This window comes from Amycolatopsis sp. DG1A-15b, assembly GCF_030285645.1.
GTDB lineage: Bacteria > Actinomycetota > Actinomycetes > Mycobacteriales > Pseudonocardiaceae > Amycolatopsis.
In genome coordinates, this window is record NZ_CP127296.1 from 5,970,095 (window position 1) to 5,993,159 (window position 23,065).

Consider the following 23,065-nt stretch of genomic DNA (forward strand, 5'->3'; position numbering starts at 1 on the left):
GGCGGCGGAGCAGACGGTGGCGTCCCGGCCTGAACACCGCTGAAGGCCACCGCCACGGCATCGGTTGCCGTCGCGGTGGCCTTCAGGTCGTTCCTCCGGCTACAGCTCCAACGGCGGGAAGTCCGTCACCGCTTTCGCCACGGCTTGGGCGATCCGGTCGTAGAACGAGGTGTTCGGGATCCCGTCGGTCAGCAACGCCGGGCTGACGGTCGCGGCGGCCGGTGTGTCGGACACCGCCGCCGCGATGTCCAGCACGCCGTCCGCTCCCAGGTCCACGTAGCTCGTGCGGAGCAGGTCGTTGACCTGCGTCCGGGTCGCCTCCCGCGGATCACCCGCGGCCAGCCCCAGTGCGGGGATGGTCGAGAGGATGACGTGCACGAGCGTGCCGTCCGAGCGCCGGTTGTTCCGGAGGCCGGACGCGCTCGCCGGGTGCGCCAGCGTCCGCAGGCCCTGCACGATCTCCGCTTTGCTCTTGCCCGCGAGAACGTCGTTCGCGCCCAGTTCCACCAGTACCGTGCGGACGTTCGGCTGGCCGAGCGTCGTGCGGTCCAGGGTCCGCGCGGCCGAGACCGTACCGGGGGCACCGATGCCGGAGGGCGGTGCCGTGATCGCCCCGCCGGCCGACATCGCCGCGATGTCGTCCGCCGAAGCCGCCCGGCGGAACACCCGGACGTCGGAGATCGAGCCGTTGAACTGGTTGCGCACCGCGCCGCCGACGACCTTCACCCCGCCGATCCCGAGCGGGCCCGCCGTGTCGAACGGCGTCGGGTTGTAGGCAGTCCCGATCAGCTTCCCGTTGACGTAGAACGCCATCTGCCCGGTGGTGGCGTCGAAGGTGCCGGCGAGGTGGGTCCACGTGTTCAGCACCGGCGTCGGACCGACCACCAGCGAGTACGCCCCGGGCGTGGCCGTGTCCTGCGACGGGCTCACGAACGCCCACCCGGCTCCCTGCTTGTACTGCAGGAAGAACGCGCTCTGGCTGACGCCGCCCTGGCTGACGATCGTGTAGTTCCCGGCCAGCGAGCCGACCTTCGCCCACGCGGCGACCGTGTACGACCCGGACGTGTTCAGCACCGGACCGGCGGTCGCGCCGACCGAGTCCGTGCCGTTGAACACCGCGGACCCGCCGTGCTCGGTGCTCCACGTCGTGTTCGTCAAGGCGACCGGGGCAGCACCGGCGACCGCGTTCGCGGCGGTGGCCCCCGACCCGTCGCTCAGCTTCCACCGGCCGGCCGGTGGGGTGCCCGCCCGGCCGGCGTCGACGACGCTGCCCGGCAGGGACTCGCCGAGGGCGCCGAGGGCACCCGGCAGCTTGTCCACCCACGTCGCACCGTCGGTGCCGGTGCCGGTGGCGAACTGGTCGCCCAGCACGACGACGGTCCCGCGGCCGGCGTCCTGAGTGGACACCTCGACGCCGGAGAGGAGGTAGGCGCCGTCGAGCGCCGTCCCGAACTGCGCGTCGCCGGCGGCCCCGGTCTGGTTGCCCGCCGCCAGGTACGACGGCGTGAACGCGTGGGCCGCCAACCGGTCGGCGGCACCGGTGAAGGCCAAGCTGACCAGCAAGTTGCCGCTTCCGCCCGCGGTGCTCGGGAAGGCCACCGCGTCGCTGGTCACCTCCCCGCCCGCCGGCACGGTCACCGACGTGGCTCCGCCGAACTTCAGCGGGACCGGCGCCCCGGCCGCCGCCGCGCCGGTGCCGGACTGGGCCGCGATGCTCGCGGCGCCGACGGTCACCGCCGTCGTCCCCTGCGGGTTGGCCAGCTTCACCCGCACCGAAGCGCCCGTCACCGAGGGCTTCAGGACCGTCCGGACCGTCTTGTCCGCGAGTGCCACCGGCGGGGCGGCCTGGCCGTCCGCCGGCGCGGCCCACGCCCCCAGCCAGCCTTCGGCGACCGGCCGGGGTGCCATCGAGAACACGTTCAACGCGGCCTTCTCGCACGCGGCGGTCGCCGGGCTGCCGTAGTTGGGCAGCGTGACCGACTTGAGCGTCTTCGACGGGTCGGTCGGCATGAACACCGCGTAGATCCGCGGCCGGGCCGTCGCGTCCGCTCCGGTCGTCGCCAGGGTGCGGTACGGCAGGACGAAAGCCGCGCTTTCGGTTTCACCCCACACCCAGTCGGAGACCGCCGGGACGTACGGGTTCTGGGTCGTGCCGTCGGTGTAGGTGACCGTCGCCGACGTCGCGGGCAGGTTCCCGCAGGTCGCGGTGGCGAGCAGGCCGAAGGCCGAGGCCTTGACCTGCGGGACCGGGATGGTCTGGCCGAACGCGACGACGTTGTCCTCGCCCGTGGCCTTGGGCTGCGGCATGGTGAACGCCGCGCCGTTGACCACCTTCGTCGCGCCCGGGGCGAGCCCGGCCGCCGCGAAGGTCTGCGCGGACAGGCCGCCCGAGGCGAAGTCCAGGCGCGCGGCGGTGCCGTCCGGGGCGATGCCGTCGTTGTTCAGCGCCGAAGCGAAGTCGGCGACGGTGATGTTGTTGATCGGGACGGCGGTCAGGTAGTCGACGCCGGCTTCGAACCCCAGGGACGCGTCGTTCTTGCCCACCACCCGGACGGTCAGCGTGTGCCGGCCTGCCGTGAGGTGCTGGCCGCCCAGCGGCAGGTAGGAGGCGGCGGGCGCCGGAGCGTAGCCGTCCCACGGTTCGTCCTGGCTGCGCGCCACGACGGCGCCGTCGACCGAGATGCGCAGCCGCCCGGCGTGGTCGTGCCGGGCCAGCCCCGCGCCCAGTGCGTAGTCGGCCTCGATCGGCACCCGGAAGCTGAAGTCGACGGACGCGTCCGGGCCTTGCGGCCGGAAGGCGACGAGCGCGGCGTCCGACCACCGCGGATCGGTGACGACCGGGACCGGCGCGTTCTGGCCGGCCGGTTGCGCCACGGTGACCTGCGAGCCCTGTTCGGCTTCGAACCGGCCCGCCGTGGTCAGCGTCAGGTAGTCCAGGCCCGCGAAGTACCGCGCGCCGATGGACGCGGCGTTCGTGCCGGTCACCTGGACGCCGAGGGTGTGCGGGCCGGCCGCCAGCCGGCGCGACCCCAGGGAGTGGAAGTCGCTGCCGACCGCCGGGCCGAAGTTGTCGAACGGCCCGGTCTCCACCGTCTCGAGCGGCCTGCCGATCGGCTGGCCGTCGAGGGTGAAGGCGGTCTGCCCGTAGTCGGGGGCGTGGGTGAGCCCGAGGCCGATGCGGTAGTCGGCTTCGGTGCCCACCGAGAACGCCAGGGAGAACGCCTGGCCGGCCGCGGTGGCCTGCAGGAAGAGCTGGTTGTCCCCCGACCAGGCCGCTCCGCAGCAGTTCGGCTGGACGGCCGCGGTGACGTTCTGGCCGGCCGGCTGCGTGACGGTCAGGGACTCGGCCTCGAGCTTCGTCGTGGTGCCACCCGTGTTGGGGGCGACGTAGAAGACGTACGGTGCCGACTCCGCCGACATCTTGTGCGCGTCGTCGAAACTCTTGACGTAGAGCACGTGCGGGCCGGCGCTCAGCCCGGCCGGGACGGGGATCGTCGCGCGGTTCGTGCCGGTGGCGGGGACCCAGCCGCCGGAGGTCCCGAAGGTCTTGTGGTAGTCGCAGTCCGTCGTGGCCGGGACGTGCTGGGCACCCGCGCCGTCGAAGCTGTAGCTGAAGCCCGCGAGGCCGGCGCCGCCGTCCAGGTGCTGGACCGAGATCGAGCCGGGCGCGCCGGTCTGGGCGCCCCAGTTGTCCGCCGGGTAGTCGGCGCTCGGCAGGATCACCGGCTTGCCGGGGATCGGTTTCGCGCGCACGGTGAACGGCAGCCACGGGGAGTACAGCCCCGACCACAGGTTCCGGCTCGAATCGGTGGGGAAGCTGTTCTCCACCGAAGTCCGGAACGAGTAGTCGCCGTCGGCGAGGCCGGGGGTCACCGCCCAGGCCGCCCGGGCGCCGGACGCGACGATGACCGCGCTGTCGGTCTTGGCGTACTGCGTCGTGGCGTTCGCGTTCCACACCTGGTACCACATGCCGAGGTTCAGCGGCGGAGCGTTGTTGTCGGTCGCCGTCGAATACAGGGTCGGGTTCGCCGTCGGGGTCACGACCTTGCCGCCGCAGTTCACCGAGTTCGCCACCGCGTTGCCGCCGGGACCGTTGGGCGGGAAGCTGAACACGACCTCGAGGACGGGGTTGTTCGCGAACCGCTTCCACTGGAACCGGTTTCCTTCGTCGGTTCCCCGCAGCAGCAGGGTGATGCTGCCCCAGGTCCCGTCGACCGCGCGCTGCACCGTGTTCTGCACGTCGAAGTCGAGCGTGCCGGCGCCCCCGCACTGGTCGCCCGCGCTCGAGGAGATCCGGCCGAGGAAGTCGTAGTCGCTGGCCGGCCAGCGCGTGTCGGCGCTGATGTATCCCGCGAGCTTCAGGTCGGTCGGCTCCGCCGTGCACGCGTGCGCGCCGTGGACCTGCAGCGCGTAGAAGTGTCCACTGTAGAGCACCGGCTTGCGGCCGTTGCGGGGGTTCAGGTCGGTCGTGGCCATCTGGAAGTACGAACGGGCGGTCCACGCGGGCGACCCGCAGTCGGACCAGCCGCTGCAGTAGCCGACCTGCGCTTGCTTGGCGTCGTCGTTGAAGTAGTGCCAGTCGTTGCTGGTCACCTCCAGCCAGGCGTCCTTCGTCCGCGACATGATCGGGTCGATGTAGACCGGGTAGGCGACGTCCGGACCGGTCAGCGCGGCCCGGTCGGGCCGGATGCTGATGTCCACCACGGACGTCCGGCTCGGCGCGGCGGCCGCCCGCCTCCGCGCGTCGAGTTTCATCGCGGTGACGCGCCCTTCCCCCGGCGCGGCCGCGCTGGTCCGGCCGGTGGAGTCCCACATGATCGGCGTCGAGCCGTGGAAGACGGGCCGGCCCGTGGCGTCGTTGGCGTTCAGGGCGCCGTCGGCGGCCGCGTCCAGGGTCAGGCCGGTGCCGGCCGCGGTGAGGTTCAGCAAGCCGAGTGCCGGGTTCTTCGCGGCTTCGGCGTCGTGCACGACGAGGACTTCCGAGAAACCGCTGACGTCCGCGGCCACCTTGAGGTCGACGCCGGGGAACACCGCCGGGTAGGTGGCGGTGTTCCCGGCCAGCACCGGCTCGGGCAGCACGGCCGGCCAGCTCAGCGCGAGCTTCCCGGCGCCCTCGGCGACGCTGATCACCGGGGCGGTGCCCCCGCGGGAGAAGGCCACGTCCGTCGGCGACATCGCGGGTCCGACGGTTCCGTCCGGCCGGGCCACGAGAGTGGTGTCGATGGCGTGCCAGCCTCCGTCGCGCTTCACCCGCGTCGGCCGGGCCGTGCTCCGCATGGTGAAGGTGCCGTCGGGGTTGGCGAAAACCTGCGACTTCTCGGTGGTCTCCGCGGCGACCTCGACCGGCTTGCCCGTCCGCTGGGCGGTCACCAGCTCGTCCGCCGCCGCTGCGGGCGGCGGTGGCGCGCCCTGTGCCGCGGCCGGCACCGGCAGGAAGACGACCGTGGCGGCGACGGCCGTCACGGCGGAGATGAGCGAGCGCATTACTTCCCCCGGGATCCTCTGAGCTGAGCCGCCGCGTGCAAGACGGCATCGATGAACTGCTGCGGTGGGCGATAACCGTGTTCGGCCGGGTAGTCGGGACTCAGGTCCGCGCAGACCCTCATCGCACGAACCCGTTTCCCGTTTCACGAGTCATGACCGAAGACATCCTCAATCCGCGCGGAAGCAACCGTCCGCGGCCCTTCCAGTACCAGGATCTCGGCCCCCACGTGCAGATTCGGCAGCGCCAGCTCAGGCACCAGGAAGCCGACCAGGCAGCGTGACCGGCCATCTCCGAGCAGCTCGACCGGCTGGAGCAAGATGCTCAACTGCGTGGCCGAAGCCGGCCAACCCGGTTGCAATTCCGCGTCTCCGCCGAGAACGAACACCGAGGTCGCCATGTAGACAGGCGCCGTCGGCGGCCCGGACTTCCGGCCGCCTTCTTCGGCGGTGACCCAGCGGACAACGGCCTCGGCCAAGGGTGTTTCGATCTTTTCCATCACGGCCACAACTCGATTCCACTCATCTGCTGGTTGATCAGCATCAACTGGTCGCCCTGCGCGTAATAACCCGGGCCGATGCCGTCCAGCTTGTCCGGATGATAATGCAATTGATCCGCCAGTGAACGCGGGATACGAGTCGTCATCGTGAGTCCGTCACCGCGATTGAGCACCCGGCCCCATTGGTCGGCGTGGGCACCTTCGGTGGCGAACCACTTTCCCTCCATCTGCCCGGGGCCGGTTCCCCATTGACCGGTGTCGGCGATGGACCCGAATTCCCCCGCATCCACGTTTCGGAACAAGGGAACTGTGGGCGGCGGCTTTTGCGCCGCTTGCCGGGCCACGCTGCCGGCAGCCACCGACTCCTCGGCACCGCGAGCCGCCGTGCGGCCGGCCAGGCCCAGGGCCCCCTTGGCGAGCGGACCGGCCACGAACGGCCCGAAGCCCAGCAGGCAGTCGCCGGCGTTCGGCTCGCGGACGCAGTCGACCATCTTGTCCGCGCCGGTGAGGCTCACCAGCAGGTCGCGGATCTGTTCCCGGACCGATTTGTCCGCCGGTTTCGGTGCCGGTTGCGGGTGTTTCGCGTTGTACGCGGCCCGCTCGGCGCGGGTCATCGGGTCCGGCCCCATCTGGGGGGTGTTGGTGCGGGCCGGGGTCGGGCAGCGGACCATCGTGGTGAACCAGATGGTGATCACCACGGCCGGGATCCACCAGCCGATCTGCGGTCCCATGAAATTGGGCCGCCAGTTGGTGAGGTAGCCCCAGCGGATCGAGATGTGGGCCTGCCGGTAGGTGCGGGCCCCGGTCACCTGGAGGTCGTGCGCCATGCCGAGGGCGTTCATGATGCCGCCGATCCCGACGCCGACGATCGTCAGGTTGCCGCTCGGGTCGCTGCGGGTGATCGGGTTGTTCTCGGCGTAGCTGTAGCCGCACAGCTGGTCCGGGTTCTTCACGTCCAGTACCGCGTCGACCGAGATGAACCGGCCGGTCGCCGAGTCGTACTTGCGGGCACCGACGTCGGTGAGGCCGGTGGAGTCGTCCTTGACCTTGCCCAGGAACCCCCGCTGGTCCGGCCACGCCGGCCGCTCGCCGACCGGGTTCCCGTACGGGTCCATCGCCCGCCGGGTCACCCCGAACGTCACCGAGTCCACGATCACGGTCGCGGTGTTGTGCAGGTCCGACACGACGTACTGCGGGTTCGCCCCGCCCACGCGCATCGCGACGACGACGCCGTTGTGCGAGTAGTAGCGGGTGCCGGTGACCACCCCGGTCTTCGTGTCCTTGACCAGGTCCTCCCCCGGCAGCGACAGCGTGACCTTGTCCGGGGACCGGCGCAGCAGCTGGCCGCCGTCGGCGTCGTAGACGTAGGTCGTCTCGCCCTGCGGCGAAGTCACCTTGCCGAGCCGGCCGTCCGGGCCCCAGTCGAGCGTCTGCCCGTCGCGGGTCGTGGTGTTGCCCGACTCGTCGTAGCCGTACGACGTCGTCGTCGTGCCGGCCGGGCCGGTGGTGGTGGTCCCGGTCAGGCTGTGCGGCTTCGCGGCGCCGTCGGCCGGGTACTGGTAGGCCGTCGCGGTGCCGGCCTTGTGGTCGGTCTGCGTCTCGCGCAGGCCGTTCGGCTTGAACGTCCACGAAAGCCAGTACGGGCTCGCCGCGCCGAGCTTGTCCTTCGCGGGCGCGCCCTGGCAGTCGTCGGTCGTGGTCCAGGCCTGGGCCAGCCGGTTCATCGGGTCGTAGCCGAAGCACTGGGTGCGCACCGGGGCGATCCCGGTGACCCCCTGAGTGTTGACGGACTTCGTGATGTTGCCGGCCGGGTCGTAGGTGTAGCGGGTGTCGTCGAGCTGGGTCGTGGCGGCCAGCTGGGCGGAGAGGTTGACGTCGGTCTTGCGCCGGGTCTGCGGGTCGTAGTCGTAGGTCAGCCAAGCCTGGCTGTTCGACGGCCCGAGGGTGAACTGCGAATCTTCGCCGTACGGCGTGTAGTGCGAAGCGGAGACGTACGCGTTGTAGCCCGCGGTGGTCAGCGGTTTGCCGTACTTGTCGTAGGTGATGGCGATGGCCTCACCCGGCAGCCCGCCCCCGGACGGCGGCTGCACCATCGTCGGCAGGCCGGTGCTCGTGTAGCCGTAGAGCGTCGTGTACGTGCCGAACAGCCCGGTTTCGCTCGCCGGAACCTGCGTGACCGCCTTGCTGGGCCGTCCTTCGGCGTTGTAGGCCGAAACCCCGGTGACCCAGTTGCCGGTGGCGGTGTAGCGGGTCGAGTAGAAGATCTGCCCGACGCCGTTGGGCGCGGTGTCCCAGACCCACGAAGCCCGTTTCGGGCCGTCCACGGAGTTCTCGTACTCCGCGGTCTTGCGGCCGAGTTCGTCGTAGGTGTAGGCGAGCTTCTTGCCGCGGGCGTCCGTCGCCGACTTCACCAGTCCCGCGACGTCCACTTCGGTGTACGAGGTACCCGTGTCCGGATCGGCCTGCTTGACCTTGTGGCCGAGGAAGTCGTACTCCGCCGACCAGACGTTCCCGGCGGTGTCGGTGACCTTGTCCTGGAGGCCGGTCGGGGTGTACCCGTACCGGGTCGTGTCGTGCGTGCCGCCCGAGACGACGTCGCCGGTCACGGCCGGGGCGCTGCTGTAGCGCCAGAGCTCGGACATCCGGCCCTGGGTGTCGGTGATCGTCGTCTGGGTGACGTCGCCCTGCGGCGGGATCACCGTCGTCCGGTCGCCGCCGTAGACCGTGCGCGTCGACGACGTCGGCGTCAGTCCTTCGTAGTCGGTCGCGGCGACGACCCGGCCGGAGCCGTCGTAGGTGTTCACCGTCCGGTTGTCGACGGCGGCGTCCGCGACGGCGACCAGGGTCGTGCCCGGCACGCCCGAGGTGAGGTACCGGTTGTTGGTCTTGCGCACCCACCCGTGCGAGTCGTAGACGGTGTCGGTCACCATCCGGGTGCCGTCGTTGGCGTCGGTCTGGACCTGGCGGACCTGGCCGAAGGAGTCGCGCAGCTCGACGGTGGTGAGGTAGTTCGTGCCGGTGCCGTAGTCGACGAGGTTCTTCGTCACGACCGCGAGCGGGGCGTCGGTCCGCAGCACGTATTCGTACGTGCCGGACGCCGGACCGCCCTTCGCCTGCCCCGGTTTCCACACCGCGACCAGCCGCCCGAGCGCGTCGTAGGTCGCGTCGGTCCGGCGGCCGGCGATGTCGACGCTGCCGGTCGTCTTGCCGCGGACCGGTTCCGACTCGATCGTCTCCGACTGCTTCTTCGGGTTCGTCTTGACGGTCTTGCTCAGGATGCCCCCGTCGGCCGGGGTCATCGTGATCGTCGCCGTGTAGTTCCGGGCGTCCGTGGTCGACGTCGTGCGGCCGGCGGCGTCGTAGGTCGTGCGGCCGGTCGTGACCCAGGTGAGCGTCCCGCCGTTGTTCGCGGTCGCGGTGTCGACCCGGGTGGCGTCACCCGCGCCGGTGACGGCACCCAGGCCGTCCTGGCCGTCGTAGTAGGTGCGGATGCCCGCCGTGACCTTGGCGGCCGTCGGATCGCCGTCCGGGCAGGCCTCCGTGGAGGTCAGCACCTCCCGGGACCGGTCGAGGATCCAGGAAGCGGTGTTCTCGGCGAACTTCGTCGTGACGCAGGTGTCCGGCAGGCCGTCACCGGAGTCGGTCTTGGCGACCGTCCGGCCGTACTTGTCGTAGCGCTGCGCCGTGGTCTTCGTCCGGGTCCCGCCGGCCGCGAGGTCCGTGACGGTCCTGGTCCGGTTCTCCTTGACCACGTTGGCGGTCAGCGCCGGCAGCCCGGTCCGGGCTCTCGTCGCCGTCGTGGCGACCTTCTGCACGTCGCTGACCGACGTCGAGATGCGGGCGCCGCCGTCCCCGTTGAACAGCTGCGTTTCGCGGGGCGACCCGGCGAAGGTGTTGTCGTCGGCGGCGGAGTCCCCGAGCGAGCTGGTGACCGCGACCGACCGCTTCCCGCCTCCGGGCAGCGGATCCCCGTCCATGCCGCGGAAGTACGTCGTGCGGGTCAGCGTCCTGGTGTCGGCGACGCCGTCGATGCTGAAGGTGGTGTCGCCGGTCCGGGCGTCGACCTGGCCGTAGCCCCGGAACTGGCCGTAGGTGCGGTACTTCGGCTTGACGATCTCGTTGTCGTCGGAGTGCCAGGCCGGGCTGCCCACGTAGGTGTAGGCGTTGACCTGCGTCGGGGAGAGCTTGTTGGCGTCTTCGATCCGCACTTCTTCGACGACGTACTTGTGGAAGAAGTCGAGGATCGGGTCCTTGGCCGTCGGCAGGTTCCAGTACACCGGGTAGCACAGGCTGGTGTTGTTCGGCAGGTCGGCCGGCACGGTGGCCGCCGTGCAGCCCGGGGCGCTGTAGGCGACCGAGATGACCGATCCGGTGTCCGTGGTGATGTTCGTCAGGCGCCAGTGCGCGAGGGACGGCAGGTTCTTGTAGCCCACCACGCGGTTGGCGTAGAGCTGGCCGGTGAACTTGATCGGCGGCAGCGTGATGGACGTGCCGTCGGCGGCGAAGCCGGTGTGGGTGATCGAGTCGAGCCACAGCTCCTTGTCCCCGATGCCCGGGAACTGCTGGGTCAGCGCGTAGGTGTCGGCCTTCTTCGGCCCGGCACCGGTGTCGTACTGGGTGGTGATGGCCGTGAGGCGCCGGGTGCTCCAGAACGTCGGCGAGTGGTTGTCGCACGTCGCGTCGGCCTTGCACTGCTGGTCCTGCGGCGTGTCCGGCCACGCCTTCGCGTTCGCCGGGGTGAACTGGGCCGGGTCGCAGGTGATGGCGCCGTCGGGCACGCACCGCTCGGCGGTGTCGAAGACGACCTTCCCGGGCGCGGCGGAGCCGTAGACGCTGCCGTTGAGCTTGCGCAGGCCGTAGTCGATCCGCTTGAGCGTGCCGCCACGGGTGTAGGGCACGGCCTTGGTCTGCAGGTTGGCGCCGTAGTAGTTGGTCTCGGGGGTGTAGGAGTACACGGTCGCGTTGCCGTGGGGATCCTCGACGTAGTCCAGGTTCCAGCGCCACGCCTGCGTGCACACGGACTTCGCGAAGCCCGCGTTGTCGTGGCACGGGTCGTCGCCGTGCGGACCGTAGACCGGCGCGGTCCAGGTGGAGTTCGTCTTGTCCTGCTCGGCCGAGCCGGGGGCCCGGTTGAGGCCGAAGTAGTACTGGATCCCGTCGACCGTCGTGATCCGCCAGTGTTCGCCCTCGAGCGCGCCGTTGGCCGCGCCCTTCAGCAGTTCGACCCGGGCACCGTTGTCGCTCGAGGACTTCCAGGTGCCCGTGGCGTCGTCCCGGACGAGTGCGGTGGTCTGGCCGGCGAGGTTCATCGTGACGATCTGGCCCGCCCAGCAGAAGTCGCCGGTCTTGTTCGCCTCGGGCAGGGTGTCGTCGTCCGCGCAGGCGCGGTAGGTGCGCTCGACGTACCCCGGGTCGTAGTCCCAGCCCTGGCCGGCCCAGGAGCTCTGGTTGTTGGTCGCGGCGGTCCGGCCGTCCACGGTGGCCGAGTTGTAGGACAGGGCGACCTTCGGCGCCACCGCCGTCCCGGTGGCCGCCGGCGGCAGCTCGACCGGGTAGGACCAGGTGAACGCGCCGGTGCCGTCGGTGACCGACCAGCTGCCCGACGGCGCCAGCGAGCTGGCCGCGAACGTGCCCCCGGCTCCGCCGGAGTCGGCCACGGCGGCCAGCACCTGCGGCTGCCCGGCGACGGCCACGTCGGCGGACACCACCTTGGCGGCGGGATCGTTGCGCGACGCGACCGGGGTGCGCGTCCGGCAGGCCGGCAGGTCCGGCGTGCTCAGCACACAGCCGGGCAGACCCACCAGCTTCAGCCGTTCGCCGAAGCCACCGCCCGAAGCGTTGCGGAACGAGGAGTAGTCCAGGTCGACCGAGTAGCGCCCGGGCGCACCGCCGACGGACAGCAGGACACCGGTGATCCCGGCCTTCCGCGAGGCGGCCTGGTCGGCCAGCCGGACGGTCGCCCGCGCACCACCGCCCCCGGCCACCCGCACGGGCAGCGCGCCCGCGCGGACGGCGGGCCCCGGCTCGGCCGGCTCGCGATCGGCTCGCGCGGCCGGGGTGGACGCGGGTGCGGTGAGCACCACCGCCGCCTCACCGGGCGCGGGCCAGTCGGCCGCGACCGGCGCGGCCGGGACCGGCATGGCGGGCGCCTCGGCGTGGCCGAGCGGCAGATCACCGTGCCCGGCGGTCTTGGTCGGCACGACGTGCGGAGCGCGGGCGACCGCCGCGTTCGCCGGAAGCTCGGCCATGATCGAAGTGATCAGGGCGATCGAGACGACGGTCGCGACCCCACGGCGAAAACGCGCGCGCGGCAAGGTCGGGTCAATTCGGTACAAGCCCGGCTCCCCCAGCGGACAGGCCCCTGGGGGCCAAGATCAAGTCAGGGGAGCGTAAAGCAGGACCCAGGAAAGGCAAATACTCCGAAAGTCTCGATTCTGCCGAGACCGGCGAAATCACTGGGGAAAGTAACCGACAGAACAAGCAGTGCGTCATCCCCGGAACGAACCGCGAGGCCCGGCGGCGGCGCGCTCAGCGCAGGGTTTCCGCCAGCACCTCGCGGTGCGTCCGCTTCGCCGCGAGGTACTTCTCCCGGCCGGCTTCGGTGATGGTGACGAAGATGCCGCGCCGGTCCACTTCGCACAGCGCGCGCTCGACCAGGCCCTCCTTTTCCAGGCGGGCCACCAGCCGGGACGTGGCGCTCTGGCTGAGGTGGATCGCGCCGGTGAGGTCGGCCGCGCGGCACTTGAAGTCGCAGGTCGCGAGCCGCTCGAGGGCCTCGAACTCGTTCGCGCCGATGCCGTGGCGCTCCTGCAGCCGGCACTCCAGCGTGCCGAACACGGCCGAGTAGCGGGCCAGCAGCTCGTGCCACTCCTGGACCAGTTGTTTCTCGGCGACGTCGCTCACGGCGACCAACTTAGCATGCACGGACATCAGATGCAAATGCATTAAATGCTTGGACATTAGATGCGTGTGCATGTAATGTCGCCACCATGAGTTCTTCCGTGTCCTTGTCCACCACCTCGACCCGGTGGGACGCACGTCTCTGGGGTGTCCTGCTCACCGTCTCGATCGTCATCGGCCTCGACGCGCTCGACGTGTCGATGGTCGGGGTCGCGCTCCCGGCCATCCAGGCCGACCTCGGCCTGTCCACCAACGCGCTGCAATGGGTCGTCAGCGGTTACGTGCTCGGCTACGGCGGACTGCTGCTGCTCGGCGGCCGCACCGCCGACCTGCTCGGCCGCCGCCGCGTGTTCCTCGTCGCCGTCGCGATCTTCGCGCTGGCCTCGCTGCTCGGCGGCCTCGTCGACGACGGCGCGCTGCTCATCGCCAGCCGGTTCATCAAGGGCCTGGCCGCCGCGTTCACCGCGCCGGCCGCGTTGTCCATCGTCACCACGACGTTCCAGGAAGGCCCGGCCCGCAACAAGGCGATCGGCATCTTCGCCGTGTTCGGCGCGAGCGGCTACTCGGCCGGGCTCGTGTTCTCCGGCCTCCTGACCGAGGTCGGCTGGCGCTGGACGTTCCTGCTGCCCGCGCCGATCGCCCTGGTGGCGCTGGTGGCGGCGTGGAAGCTGATCCCGTCGTACCGCGCCGAAGCCGGCGGCGGCTACGACTTCCCGGGCGCCATCACCGGCGCGGCCGGTTCACTGCTGCTGGTGTTCGGCGTGGTCGAGGCGCCGGAGGTCGGCTGGGCCGCCCCGCGCACGTTGATCACGTTCGCCGTCGCGCTGGCGCTGCTGGTGACGTTCGTGGTCATCGAGAAGCGCAGCCGCCACCCGTTGCTGCGGCTCGGGATCCTGCGTTCGGGCCCGCTGGCCCGGGCCAACCTCGGCGGCGCGCTGTTCTTCGGCGCGTACATCGGGTTCCAGTTCGTCGTGATGCTGTACCTGCAGCGGGTGCTGGGCTGGTCCGCGCTGCAGACGGCGCTGGGCTTCCTGCCGGCGGCGCTGATCGTGGCGTTCGGTTCCCCGCGCATCGAGCCGCTGATCGACCGGCTCGGCACGCCGCGCACGATCTTCGCGGGCGTGGTCGCGCACGTCATCGGCTACGCGCTGTTCCTGCGCATCGACGAGCACTCGGGTTACGCGGGCAGCGTGCTGCCGAGCATGATCCTGCTGGGCATCGGCTTCACGCTGGCGTTCTCGTCGCTCAACATCCAGGCCACCGCGGGCATCGCGGACGACGAGCAGGGCCTGGCCGGCGGCCTGCTGAACACGTCGCTGCAGGTCGGCGGGGCGATCGGCCTGGCGGTGGTGACGGCGGTCCTGACCGCCAACGGCGGCCGCGAGGCATCACCGGCGGCGCTGCTGACCGGGCTCACGCCGGCGTTGAGCGTGGTCACGGGGATCGCGGTGCTGGGCCTGCTGGTCGCGATCAGCGGCCTGGCCGCCCGCAAGAAGCCCGTGGCGGAACCCGTCGAGAAGCCGGTCGAGGAAGCCGACCTGCTGGCTCTCGCCGACTGAGCCGCGGCCGTGACGCGGGAACCACCACCGTGGTTCCCGCGTCACGGCCGCAGTCAGCCCACCGGCCCTTCGATGGCCTTGACCTGGATCTGCCGCTGACCGCCGGTGGCGCCGGCCACCGTCAGCGTCAGCTGGTCGCCCGGGTGGTGGGTGTCCATCACGTTCGTCAGCGCCGTCGCCGAGGCGGTCGGCTTGCCGTCGATGGCCGTGATCACGTCCCCGGCCGCGAGGCCCGCCTTCTGCGCCGGCCCGCGCTGGACGACCTCGCGGACCTTCGCGCCGCCCTGGCCGTCCGACACCGAGACCCCGATGAACGCGGTCTTGCCGATGTGGATCTTGGCGGTGGCCTGCCCGGCGACGATCTTGTGGGCGATGTCGACGGCCTGGTTGATCGGGATGGCGAACCCCTGGCCGGCACCGCCGCTGCGGCGCCCGTTCAGCTGGTAGCCGGTGGACGCGGCGGTGTCGACCCCGATGACCTGGGCGTCCGCGTTGACGAGCGGGCCACCGGAGTCACCCGACTCGATGTTCGCCCGGACCTGGATCAGCCCGGTGAGCTGCTCGGAGGACCCGCTGGACTCGTCCGAGGCGGTGATCGACTGGTCGAGCGCCGTCACCGTGCCCGGTGCGGGCACCGGGTCGCCGCCCCGGCCGCCGGCGTTGCCCAGCCCGAGGATCTGGTCCCCGACCTGCACCGTGGACGAGTCGCCGATCGACGCGGTGGGCAGCCCGGACGCGCCTCGCAGCTGCAGGACCGCGACGTCCTCGGTGCGGTCATAGCCGACGACGTCCGCCTGGTAGGTGTCGCCGGTGCCGATGCTGGTGACCTTGATGCTGGTCGCGCCCGCGACGACGTGGTTGTTGGTCAGCACCTCGCCGTCGGCGGTGAGCACGATGCCGGTGCCCGCCGCGGCCGCGCCCTGCAGGCCGAGCTCGGTGTTGATGTTCACGATGGCCGGGTTGACCTTGGCCGACACGGCGTCGACGTCGAGCACGGTCTTGGCCGCGGTGGGCTGCCCGGAGAAGCCGAAGTTCTGGTTGCCGCCCGCGGTGGGCGTCCCGGAGATCAGGTGCCCGATCCCGAGCCCGGCGACCACGGCCAGCGCGATGGCGACGATCGCGACCGTCAGCGCGCGCAGCGGATGACGCCGGCGCGGCGGCGGCTGGTAGGCGGGCTGCGGGTAGGCGTAGATCGGTTGCGTGTAGGGCTGGTACGGGCGTCCCCACTGGTCACGGGGCTGGTCGTACGGCTGGTAGCCCTGCTCCTGCTGGTCGTACGGCTGGTGGCCCTGCTCCTGCGGATACCCGTTCCGGCCGTAGTAGTCCGGCGAGTAGCCGCCGCCCTGGCCGTAGCCGTACGGGTACTCGCCGCCGCCCCGCGGTCCTCGGTCGTACTCGCTCATGCACAGCTCCAGCTCTCGACAAGCCTCCGGCCCGTACCAGGAAACGCCCCGTTCCTGAGAATTTCCTGGTGCGCTTCCGTGGACTTGCTGTGGATTACCCCCCTCGAGAGCCGGGTGCGGCCCGACGTGACCGGTGTTACGCCGGGACCACCGCCTTCCGGATCGTCGCCGTCAGGCGGTCCGCCCGCTCGCGCACCGCGGCCACCTCGGGCGGGACGGGCACGCCGGAGTGGACCTCGACGCTCACCCCGGCGGTCACCGCCGCCGCTCGTGCCGCCTCCGCCACGGCCGCCAGGTCGGTGCCCACCCGGCGACCTGGCAGGACCCGCTCCGCCAGGTCCAGCACCGCCGCCGCGGCGGCGATCACCTCCGCCGCCGGTTCGCACGCGTGACGGCGCGCTTCGGCCACCGCGGACTCCCGCGCCTCGCCCGGCGGCAGCCGGTGCGCCCGGGTGAGGACGGCCGCCGCGTGGGCCTCCTTCTCGGCCAGGCGCAACGCGTGCATGCTCAGCGCCCCGGCTTCGCGCCCGTCGGCCGACACCTTCCCGACCAGGGCTGCGGCCTGGGCGACGTGCAGCGCCGCCGTCGCGCCCCCGCCGGGGGAACCCTCGGACGCGAGGGCCCTCAGGTAGTCGCTCATGATCTGGTCACGCATGACTCACCGCCGGATCCGTTCCATGCCGGGGTCGACCAGTGGCTCGGCGGCCACGGTGGCCGCGACCCGGCGGCCGAAGTACTCGATCTCCACGCCGCTGCCGATGTCCGCCGACGCCGGGAGCCACGCGTAGGCAATCGGCCGCCCGACGGTGTACCCGTACGCCGCACTCGTGACGTAACCCACGGCCACGCCGTCGACGAACACCGGTTCCTTGCCCAGCACGACCGTGCGGCCGTCGTCGATCGTCAGGCACCGCAGCCGCCGCGACGGCGTCCGGCCCTCGAGCGCGTCCCGGCCCAGGAACTCCCCCTTCGCCGGACGCACCGCGAAGTCGACGCCGGCCTCGTACGGGTCGTGTTCGGTGGTCATGTCGGTGCCCCACAGCCGGTAGCCCTTTTCGAGCCGCAGGCTGTTGAACGCCGCCCGCCCGGCCGCGATGACGCCGAGAGGTTGCCCGGCCGCCCACAGCGCGTCCCACAGCCGCAGGCCGTTGTCCGCGCTGGTGTAGATCTCCCAGCCGAGTTCGCCCACATAGGACAGTCGCATCGCGACCACCGGCACGCCGGCGATCCGCGCCTTGCGCGCCCGGAAATACTTGAGCCCCTGGTGCGAAAAGTCCTCCTGCGACAGCGGCTGCACCAGGTCTCGCGCCCGCGGCCCCCAGACGCCGATGCAGCACGTCCCGCCGGTGATGTCCCGGACCTGCACCCCGGGAGGCGCGTGCTTGACGAAGTGGTCGACGTCGATGTTGCCGTTGATCCCGACCTGGAACAGCTCCGGTTCGAGCCGCGCCACGGTGACGTCGCTGCGGATGCCGCCGGCGTTGTCGAGCATCAGCGTGTACGTCACCGAACCGACCGACTTGTCCAGCTGGTTGGTGGTCAGCGACTGCAGGAACGCCAGCGACCCCGGTCCGCTGATCTCCACGCGCTTCAACGGTGTCATGTCGTAAAGCGCGACGCCGTTGCGCGTCTGCCACGCCTCGGCGGCCGCGATCGGCGAGTGGAACTGCGCCGACCACGCGTCCCGCGCCGGCGGCAGCGCGTCGTGCGGGAGCTTCTTCAGCAGCGGCGCGTTGGCCTCGAACCAGTGCGGCCGCTCCCAGCCGCCCGCCTCCAGGAACACCGCGCCCAGCTCGCGCTGCCGCGCGTGGAACGGCGTCACGCGCAGGTCTCGCGGGGAAAGCTTGGGCTGCAACGGGTGCAGGATGTCGTAGACCTCGACGAAGTTCTGCTGCGCCGTCTCGCTCACGTACGAAGGTGCGAGCTGGACGTCCTCGAAGCGGTGGACGTCGATGTCGTGGGTGTCCACTTCGGAATGCCCGTCGACGAGCAGTTCGGCGACCGCCTTCGCGATGCCCGCGGAGTGCGTCACCCAGATCGCCTCGGCCAGCCAGAAGCCGCGGACGTCGGCCGACTCGCCGACCAGCGACTGGCCGTCCGGGGTGAAGGAGAAGATGCCGTTGAAGCCCTCTTCGACCTTCGTCTGGCGCAACGCCGGGAGCAGCAGTTGACTCTGTTCCCAGGAAGGCGCGAAGTCGTCCTCGGTGAAGGGCAGCATGGACGGCATGGCGGTCTCGGTCACCGCCGGATCCAAAGTGGACTCCTCGACCGGCATCGGCCGGTGGGCGTAGGAGCCGATGCCGAGCCGGTCGACGTGCTCGCGGAAGTACAGGTCCTGGTCCTGGTGGCGGAGGATCGGCAGGCTCGCCTCGACCTCCTCGGTGTTGCGCCCGGCGAGTTCCGTGACCTGCCCGGTCTTGACGTACTGGTGGGCCAGCGGCAGCAGCGGGACATCCATGCCCGCCATCGCACCGATCTCGCGGCCCCAGAACCCGGCGCACGACACGACGACGTCGGCCGGGAAGTCGCCCTGGTCGGTCCGGACCCCGATGACGCGCCCGCGCTCCTGCAGGACATCGGTCACCCGCGTGGACCCGATGAACTTCGCGCCGCGCGAACCCGCCCGCGCGGCCAGCACCTCGACGGCCTTCGCGGCCCGCGCGAGCCCGTCGGTCGGGACGTGCAGCGCGCCGAAGATCCGCGAACCGTCCAGCAGCGGCCAGCGGCGCACGCACTCGTCGGCGTCGATGAGCGAACCCGGCACGCCCCACGACGTCGCCCAGCCGTGTTTGCGCTTGAGGTCCTCCCAGCGCGCCGGGGTGGTCGCGACCTCCATGCCGCCGACCTGGAGGAAGCAGTCCAGCTCCAGGAACTTCTCGACGGTGTACCGGGCGAAGTCCGTCATCGCCTTGGCCGCGTTGGTCTGGAACACCAGGCCGGGCGCGTGCGAAGTGGACCCGCCGGTGCGCGGCAGCGGGCCCCGGTCGAGCACGGTGACGTCGGTCCAGCCGCGGACGGTCAGCTCGTCGGCGAGGTTCGCGCCGACGATGCCGGCGCCGATGATCACGACCTTCGGTGCACTCATGGCGGAACTCCTTCTACCGGAACACAACAGTGCTGTTGCCGTTGAGCAGGACGCGGCGTTCGCAGTGCCAGCGCACCGCGCGCGAGAGGGCGAGGGCTTCGGCGTCGCGGCCGACGGTCACCAGCTCGCGCGGCGAGTACGTGTGGTCGACGCGCTGAACCTCCTGCTCGATGATCGGGCCCTCGTCGAGGTCGGGGGTGACGTAGTGCGCGGTCGCCCCGACGTACTTGACGCCGCGGTCGTAGGCCTGGTGGTAGGGCTTGGCGCCCTTGAAGCCGGGCAGGAACGAGTGGTGGATGTTGATCGCGCGGCCTTCCAGCTTCTGGCACAGCTCGTTGGACAGCACCTGCATGTACCGCGCGAGCACGATCAGGTCCGCTTCGTACTCGCCGACGAGGTCGAGGAGCCGCTGCTCGGCCTCCGGCTTGGTCTCCGGCGTGACCGGGACGTGCACGAACGGCACGCCGGCCGCCTCGGCCATCGGCCGCAGGTCCTCATGGTTCGACACGACGACCGCGATCTCGGCGCCGAGGCCGCCCGCGCGCCAGCGGAACAGCAGGTCGTTGAGACAGTGCCCGAACTTCGACACCATGACCAGGATCCGCGGCGGCGTCCCGTCGGAGAACCCGAACTCCATGCCGAAGTCACCGGCGACCGGGGCGAACGCCAGGGTCAGATCGTCCACTGTGGTCTGTTCGGTGCGGGTGAACGACGTGCGCAGGAACAGCGAGCCGCGGACGTCGTCGTCGAACTGCTGGTGCTCGACGATGTCACAGCCCTGCCCGACCAGGAACGTCGTGACGGCGTGCACGATGCCCGAGCGTTCCGGGCACTTGAGCGTCAGGGTGAATGTCACGAGACGTACTCCCCGCTCGCGTCGGCCAGCCACGCGTGGAAGTAGTCCGAAAAGGACTGCCGCACGAGGATCGTGAAGCCGTCTTCCCGGACCATCAGCACGATCCCGGTACGCGCCAGCAACGTCTGCACGCAAGTACCCGGCGGTGACATCTCCAGGTCGATCGAGCACCCGTGTGCCAGCACCTCGGCCGCGTGCGCCCCGGTCAGCCGCACGACGTTGCGCTGCGCCGAGACGTCGGTGACGGCCGCCGCGCCCTCGTCCCGGAGCACGGCTTCCAGCTCGGCCTGCCGGCCGGGTCCGGCGAGCACCAGGTACTCGTCGGGACCCATCCAGAGGACGTCGACCCCGTCGCCGCTGGTGAAGGTGCACGGCGCGGGCAGATCGACGCCGAGCAGGCTCCGCCCGTCGCGGAGGCGCACGGTGAGCTGGGTGCGGAACGGTTCGTCGACCGCGTCAACCGTCACGGCGGGCTCCTTCCTTGTCGAAGAGCACGGATTCGGTCACGGTCACCGGCACGACTTGGTCCCCGACCGGCACGTACAGCGTTTCGCCGATCCGCTCACGGCCCGAGCGCACCAGAGCGAGCGCGAAGGTCCGGCCGAGGGCGGCGCTGTCGTAGCTGGAGGTGACGTGGCCGAGCATCCGCACCGGCGGCTCCGGCACCGTCTCGGATTCGATGATCTGCGAACCCTCCGGCAGCAGCACCGACGGGTCGACCGGCAGCAGGCCCACGAACTGCTTGCGGTCCGGCCGGTTGTTCTCGGCACGGGCGAAGCTGCGTTTGCCGATGAAGTCGGCCTTCTTCTTCGACACGGCCCAGGACAGGCCGAGGTCCTGCGGGGTGACCGTGCCGTCGGTGTCCTGGCCGATGATCGGGTAGCCCTTCTCGGCGCGCAGGACGTGCATGGTCTCGGTGCCGTACGGCGTGGCTCCTTCGTCCACGATGGCCTGCCAGAGCGCGGGCCCGTGCCACGACGGGACGTTGATCTCGTAGGCCAGCTCGCCGGAGAAGCTGATCCGGCAGACCCGCGCCGGGATACCGGCGACCTCGGCGTCCTGCCAGGTCATGAACCCGAAGGCGTCGTTCGAGACGTCGAGGTCGGGTGCCAGGCGGCCGAGGACTTCCCGCGAACGCGGCCCGACCAGCGGGATCGTGGTCCAGTGCTCGGTGACCGACGTCGCGAAGACCCGCAGGTGCGGCCACTCAGTCTGGAGCCACTCCTCCATCCACTCGAGGATCTTCGCCGCGTTGCCGGTGGTCGTGGTGACCAGGAACCGCTCCTCGCCGACGCGGATGACCGTGCCGTCGTCGAGCACCATGCCGTCGACGCCGCACATCACGCCGTAGCGGATCCGGCCGACCTTCAGGTTGCTCATCATGTTCGTGTAGAGCATGTCGAGGAACCAGCCGGCGTCCGGGCCCTGGACGTCGATCTTGCCCAGCGTGGAGCCGTCCATGAGGGCGACGTCGTTGCGGGCCGCGCGGCACTCGCGCCGGACGGCGTCGCGCATCGACTCGCCGGGCCGCGGATAGTACCACGGGCGCTTCCACTGGCCGACGTTCTCGAACTCGGCGCCGTGCTCGACGTGCCACGGGTGGATCGTCGTGACCCGCACCGGATCGTGCAGGTCACCGCGGTTCCGCCCGGCCAGTGCGGCGAACGGGACCGGCGTGTACGGCGGCCGGAACGTCGTCGGGCGCTGGGTCGCCAAGTCGACCCCGAGGGCTTCGGCGGTGATCCCCGCGGCGAGCATGCCGGACGTCTTGCCCTGGTCGTGCGCGGTGCCGATGGTCGTGTAGCGCTTGATGTGCTCCAGCGAGCGCAAACCGGCGCCGGTGGCGCGCAGGACGTCCGACACGGTCGCGTCGCGCTGCTGGTCCACGAATCGGGTGTCCACTTCGGACTCGGGCGCGGGCACCTGCCAGAGCACCTTCGTCTCCGGCAGCCCCTCACCCGCGGCCGCGCCCACGACGCGCACCGTCGGCAGGTCGCCGTCCGGGACGTACGCGCCCAGCTCGGCGGCGTACCGGAGCTTGCCCCGGGCCTGGCTGAACAGGTGCACGGCCGGGTTCCAGCCGCCGGACACGAGCAGCAGGTCGCACCCGGCCCGCTCGCCCCGCAGCTCGCCGAGTTTCGCGATGTGCGCGGCGGTGATGTGCCCGTCGGCGCCGCCATCGGTGCCGATCACGCCGTAGCCCTGGCGGGCGTCGACGATCCGCACGATCTCGGCCCCGGCCTCGGCGAGTTCGGAGGCGGCCTCGTAGGCGGAGTCGTTGGTGGTGAACACGACCACGCGCTGTCCGGCGAGGACGCCGTAGCGGTTCAGGTACGTCCGCGCGGCACCGGCGAGCATGATGCCCGGACGGTCGTTGTCCGGGAACACGATCGGCCGCTCGTGGGCGCCGGTCGCGATGACGATCCGCTTCGCCCGGATGCGCCAGACCCGCTGCCGCGAGATCCGCTCGGGCGCGGCGGGTTCACCTCGCCGTTCCAGGGCGAGCACGAACCCGTCGTCGTAGATGCCGAACGCCGTGGTGCGCGAGAGGAACCGGACACCCTCCGGAGCTTCGCCGCCGGGCTGATCATCGACCAGGAGCACTCGCCCTTCTGCCGAGGCAGCGGCGGCGCGCCCGGCAGGCCCGGCGCCGATGACCAGGACGTCACAGTGGGCGTGCTTGGCGTCGTACCGCGCCGGGTCGGGCTCGGTGGCGAGCCGACCCTGACCGCGCAGGCCACGCGCCTCCAGGCCGTCGTACAGCTCGATGGTGGTGGCGCTCAGCATCGGTTCCGGGAACGGCTTTTCGATCTGCACCAAGGCGTTCGAGTCCTCGACGCCGGCGGCCACGATGCCCCGCGGCCGTCCGTACTTGATGCTGGTCGCGACCCGGTGGATGCCGTTGGCCAGCAACGCGGACGCCAGGGTGTCGCCGAGGAAACCGGTCAGCTCGCGGCCGTCGAAGGTGAACTTGAGCGGGACGCCGGACAGCCGGGTCATGAGAGCACCGGCCTGGGCTCGTCGAGGCGGTAGACCGCGACAAGGTCGTGGGTGCGGGTGTCGCGGACGGCGTTGAACCACCGGCGGCAGCCCGCGGAGTGGCTCCAGCGCTCGGCCAACGGCCCGCTCGGGTTGTCGCGGAAGAACACGAACTTCGCCCACTCCTCGTCCGACATCGCCGAGGGATCCGGCGGGTAGGCGACGTGGGCTTGGCCGCCGTAGTGGAACTCGGCCTCTTCGCGCGGCCCGCACCACGGGCAAGGGATCAGCTGCATCGAGTC

12 protein-coding genes are annotated in these 23,065 nt (G+C 71.1%); 1 reads left to right on the top strand and 11 read right to left on the bottom strand.

Translation table 11 applies throughout. The annotated features are described in order from the left end of the window. Positions 1–99: 99 nt before the first annotated feature. The 4 genes from QRY02_RS27275 to QRY02_RS27290 all read right to left on the bottom strand — a co-directional run bounded on the left by QRY02_RS27275 (position 100) and on the right by QRY02_RS27290 (position 12,884). Positions 100–5,484: a LamG-like jellyroll fold domain-containing protein gene (locus QRY02_RS27275; RefSeq protein WP_285985691.1), complete on the bottom strand. Its 5,385-nt coding sequence runs from the start codon at positions 5,482–5,484 to the stop codon at positions 100–102. 143 nt (positions 5,485–5,627) lie between these two features. After that, positions 5,628–5,981 (bottom strand): hypothetical protein, encoded by a 354-nt coding sequence (locus QRY02_RS27280; protein ID WP_285993931.1) that lies wholly within the window; start codon positions 5,979–5,981, stop codon positions 5,628–5,630. Further along, a complete protein-coding gene (locus tag QRY02_RS27285; protein WP_285985692.1) occupies positions 5,981–12,316 on the bottom strand; it encodes an RHS repeat-associated core domain-containing protein in 6,336 nt (2,111 codons plus the stop codon). Before QRY02_RS27285 ends, QRY02_RS27280 begins: the two co-directional genes overlap by 1 nt. Positions 12,317–12,509: 193 nt before the next feature. Beyond that, entirely contained in the window at positions 12,510–12,884 is a 375-nt protein-coding gene (locus QRY02_RS27290) for a MarR family winged helix-turn-helix transcriptional regulator (protein WP_285985693.1), read from the bottom strand. An 86-nt stretch (positions 12,885–12,970) separates the two neighbouring features. Between QRY02_RS27290 and QRY02_RS27295 the strand changes: the two genes are divergently transcribed. After that, positions 12,971–14,440, top strand: coding sequence for an MFS transporter (locus QRY02_RS27295; RefSeq protein WP_285985694.1), 1,470 nt, complete (start codon positions 12,971–12,973; stop codon positions 14,438–14,440). Between the two features lie 53 nt (positions 14,441–14,493). On the opposite strand, the gene QRY02_RS27300 is transcribed toward QRY02_RS27295, so the two are convergent. From QRY02_RS27300 to QRY02_RS27330, 7 genes are all read right to left on the bottom strand, one after another. Next, complete coding sequence (locus QRY02_RS27300) at positions 14,494–15,843, bottom strand: S1C family serine protease (RefSeq protein WP_285985695.1); 1,350 nt, start codon at positions 15,841–15,843, stop codon at positions 14,494–14,496. A gap of 136 nt (positions 15,844–15,979) precedes the next feature. After that, positions 15,980–16,498, bottom strand: coding sequence for a formimidoyltetrahydrofolate cyclodeaminase (locus tag QRY02_RS27305; protein WP_285985696.1), 519 nt, complete (start codon positions 16,496–16,498; stop codon positions 15,980–15,982). Between the two features lie 3 nt (positions 16,499–16,501). Next, positions 16,502–18,928 (bottom strand): GcvT family protein, encoded by a 2,427-nt coding sequence (locus tag QRY02_RS27310; RefSeq protein WP_285985697.1) that lies wholly within the window; start codon positions 18,926–18,928, stop codon positions 16,502–16,504. 13 nt (positions 18,929–18,941) lie between these two features. Beyond that, positions 18,942–19,784 carry a formyltetrahydrofolate deformylase gene (purU, locus tag QRY02_RS27315; protein ID WP_285985698.1) on the bottom strand — a complete coding sequence of 281 codons (843 nt, stop codon included), beginning with the start codon at positions 19,782–19,784 and terminating at the stop codon, positions 18,942–18,944. Continuing rightward, positions 19,781–20,251 (bottom strand): sarcosine oxidase subunit gamma, encoded by a 471-nt coding sequence (locus QRY02_RS27320; RefSeq protein ID WP_285985699.1) that lies wholly within the window; start codon positions 20,249–20,251, stop codon positions 19,781–19,783. The genes purU and QRY02_RS27320 overlap by 4 nt, the downstream gene beginning before the upstream one ends. Beyond that, the gene (locus tag QRY02_RS27325) at positions 20,241–22,784 is read right to left on the bottom strand and encodes a 2Fe-2S iron-sulfur cluster-binding protein (protein ID WP_285985700.1); all 2,544 of its coding nucleotides are present in this window, start codon (positions 22,782–22,784) and stop codon (positions 20,241–20,243) included. Before QRY02_RS27325 ends, QRY02_RS27320 begins: the two co-directional genes overlap by 11 nt. Further along, positions 22,781–23,059, bottom strand: coding sequence for a sarcosine oxidase subunit delta (locus tag QRY02_RS27330; RefSeq protein WP_285985701.1), 279 nt, complete (start codon positions 23,057–23,059; stop codon positions 22,781–22,783). The genes QRY02_RS27325 and QRY02_RS27330 overlap by 4 nt, the downstream gene beginning before the upstream one ends. Positions 23,060–23,065: the final 6 nt, after the last annotated feature.

What these genes read in the sequence shown, in the direction of transcription:
- QRY02_RS27300 (WP_285985695.1), bottom strand. Translation starts at nt 15,843, where the DNA reads ATGAGCGAGTACGACCGAGGACCGCGGGGCGGCGGCGAGTACCCGTAC.
- QRY02_RS27330 (WP_285985701.1), bottom strand. Translation starts at nt 23,059, where the DNA reads ATGCAGCTGATCCCTTGCCCGTGGTGCGGGCCGCGCGAAGAGGCCGAG.
- QRY02_RS27305 (WP_285985696.1), bottom strand. Translation starts at nt 16,498, where the DNA reads ATGCGTGACCAGATCATGAGCGACTACCTGAGGGCCCTCGCGTCCGAG.
- QRY02_RS27295 (WP_285985694.1), top strand. Translation starts at nt 12,971, where the DNA reads ATGAGTTCTTCCGTGTCCTTGTCCACCACCTCGACCCGGTGGGACGCA.
- QRY02_RS27275 (WP_285985691.1), bottom strand. Translation starts at nt 5,484, where the DNA reads ATGCGCTCGCTCATCTCCGCCGTGACGGCCGTCGCCGCCACGGTCGTC.
- QRY02_RS27310 (WP_285985697.1), bottom strand. Translation starts at nt 18,928, where the DNA reads ATGAGTGCACCGAAGGTCGTGATCATCGGCGCCGGCATCGTCGGCGCG.
- QRY02_RS27280 (WP_285993931.1), bottom strand. Translation starts at nt 5,981, where the DNA reads ATGGAAAAGATCGAAACACCCTTGGCCGAGGCCGTTGTCCGCTGGGTC.
- QRY02_RS27325 (WP_285985700.1), bottom strand. Translation starts at nt 22,784, where the DNA reads ATGACCCGGCTGTCCGGCGTCCCGCTCAAGTTCACCTTCGACGGCCGC.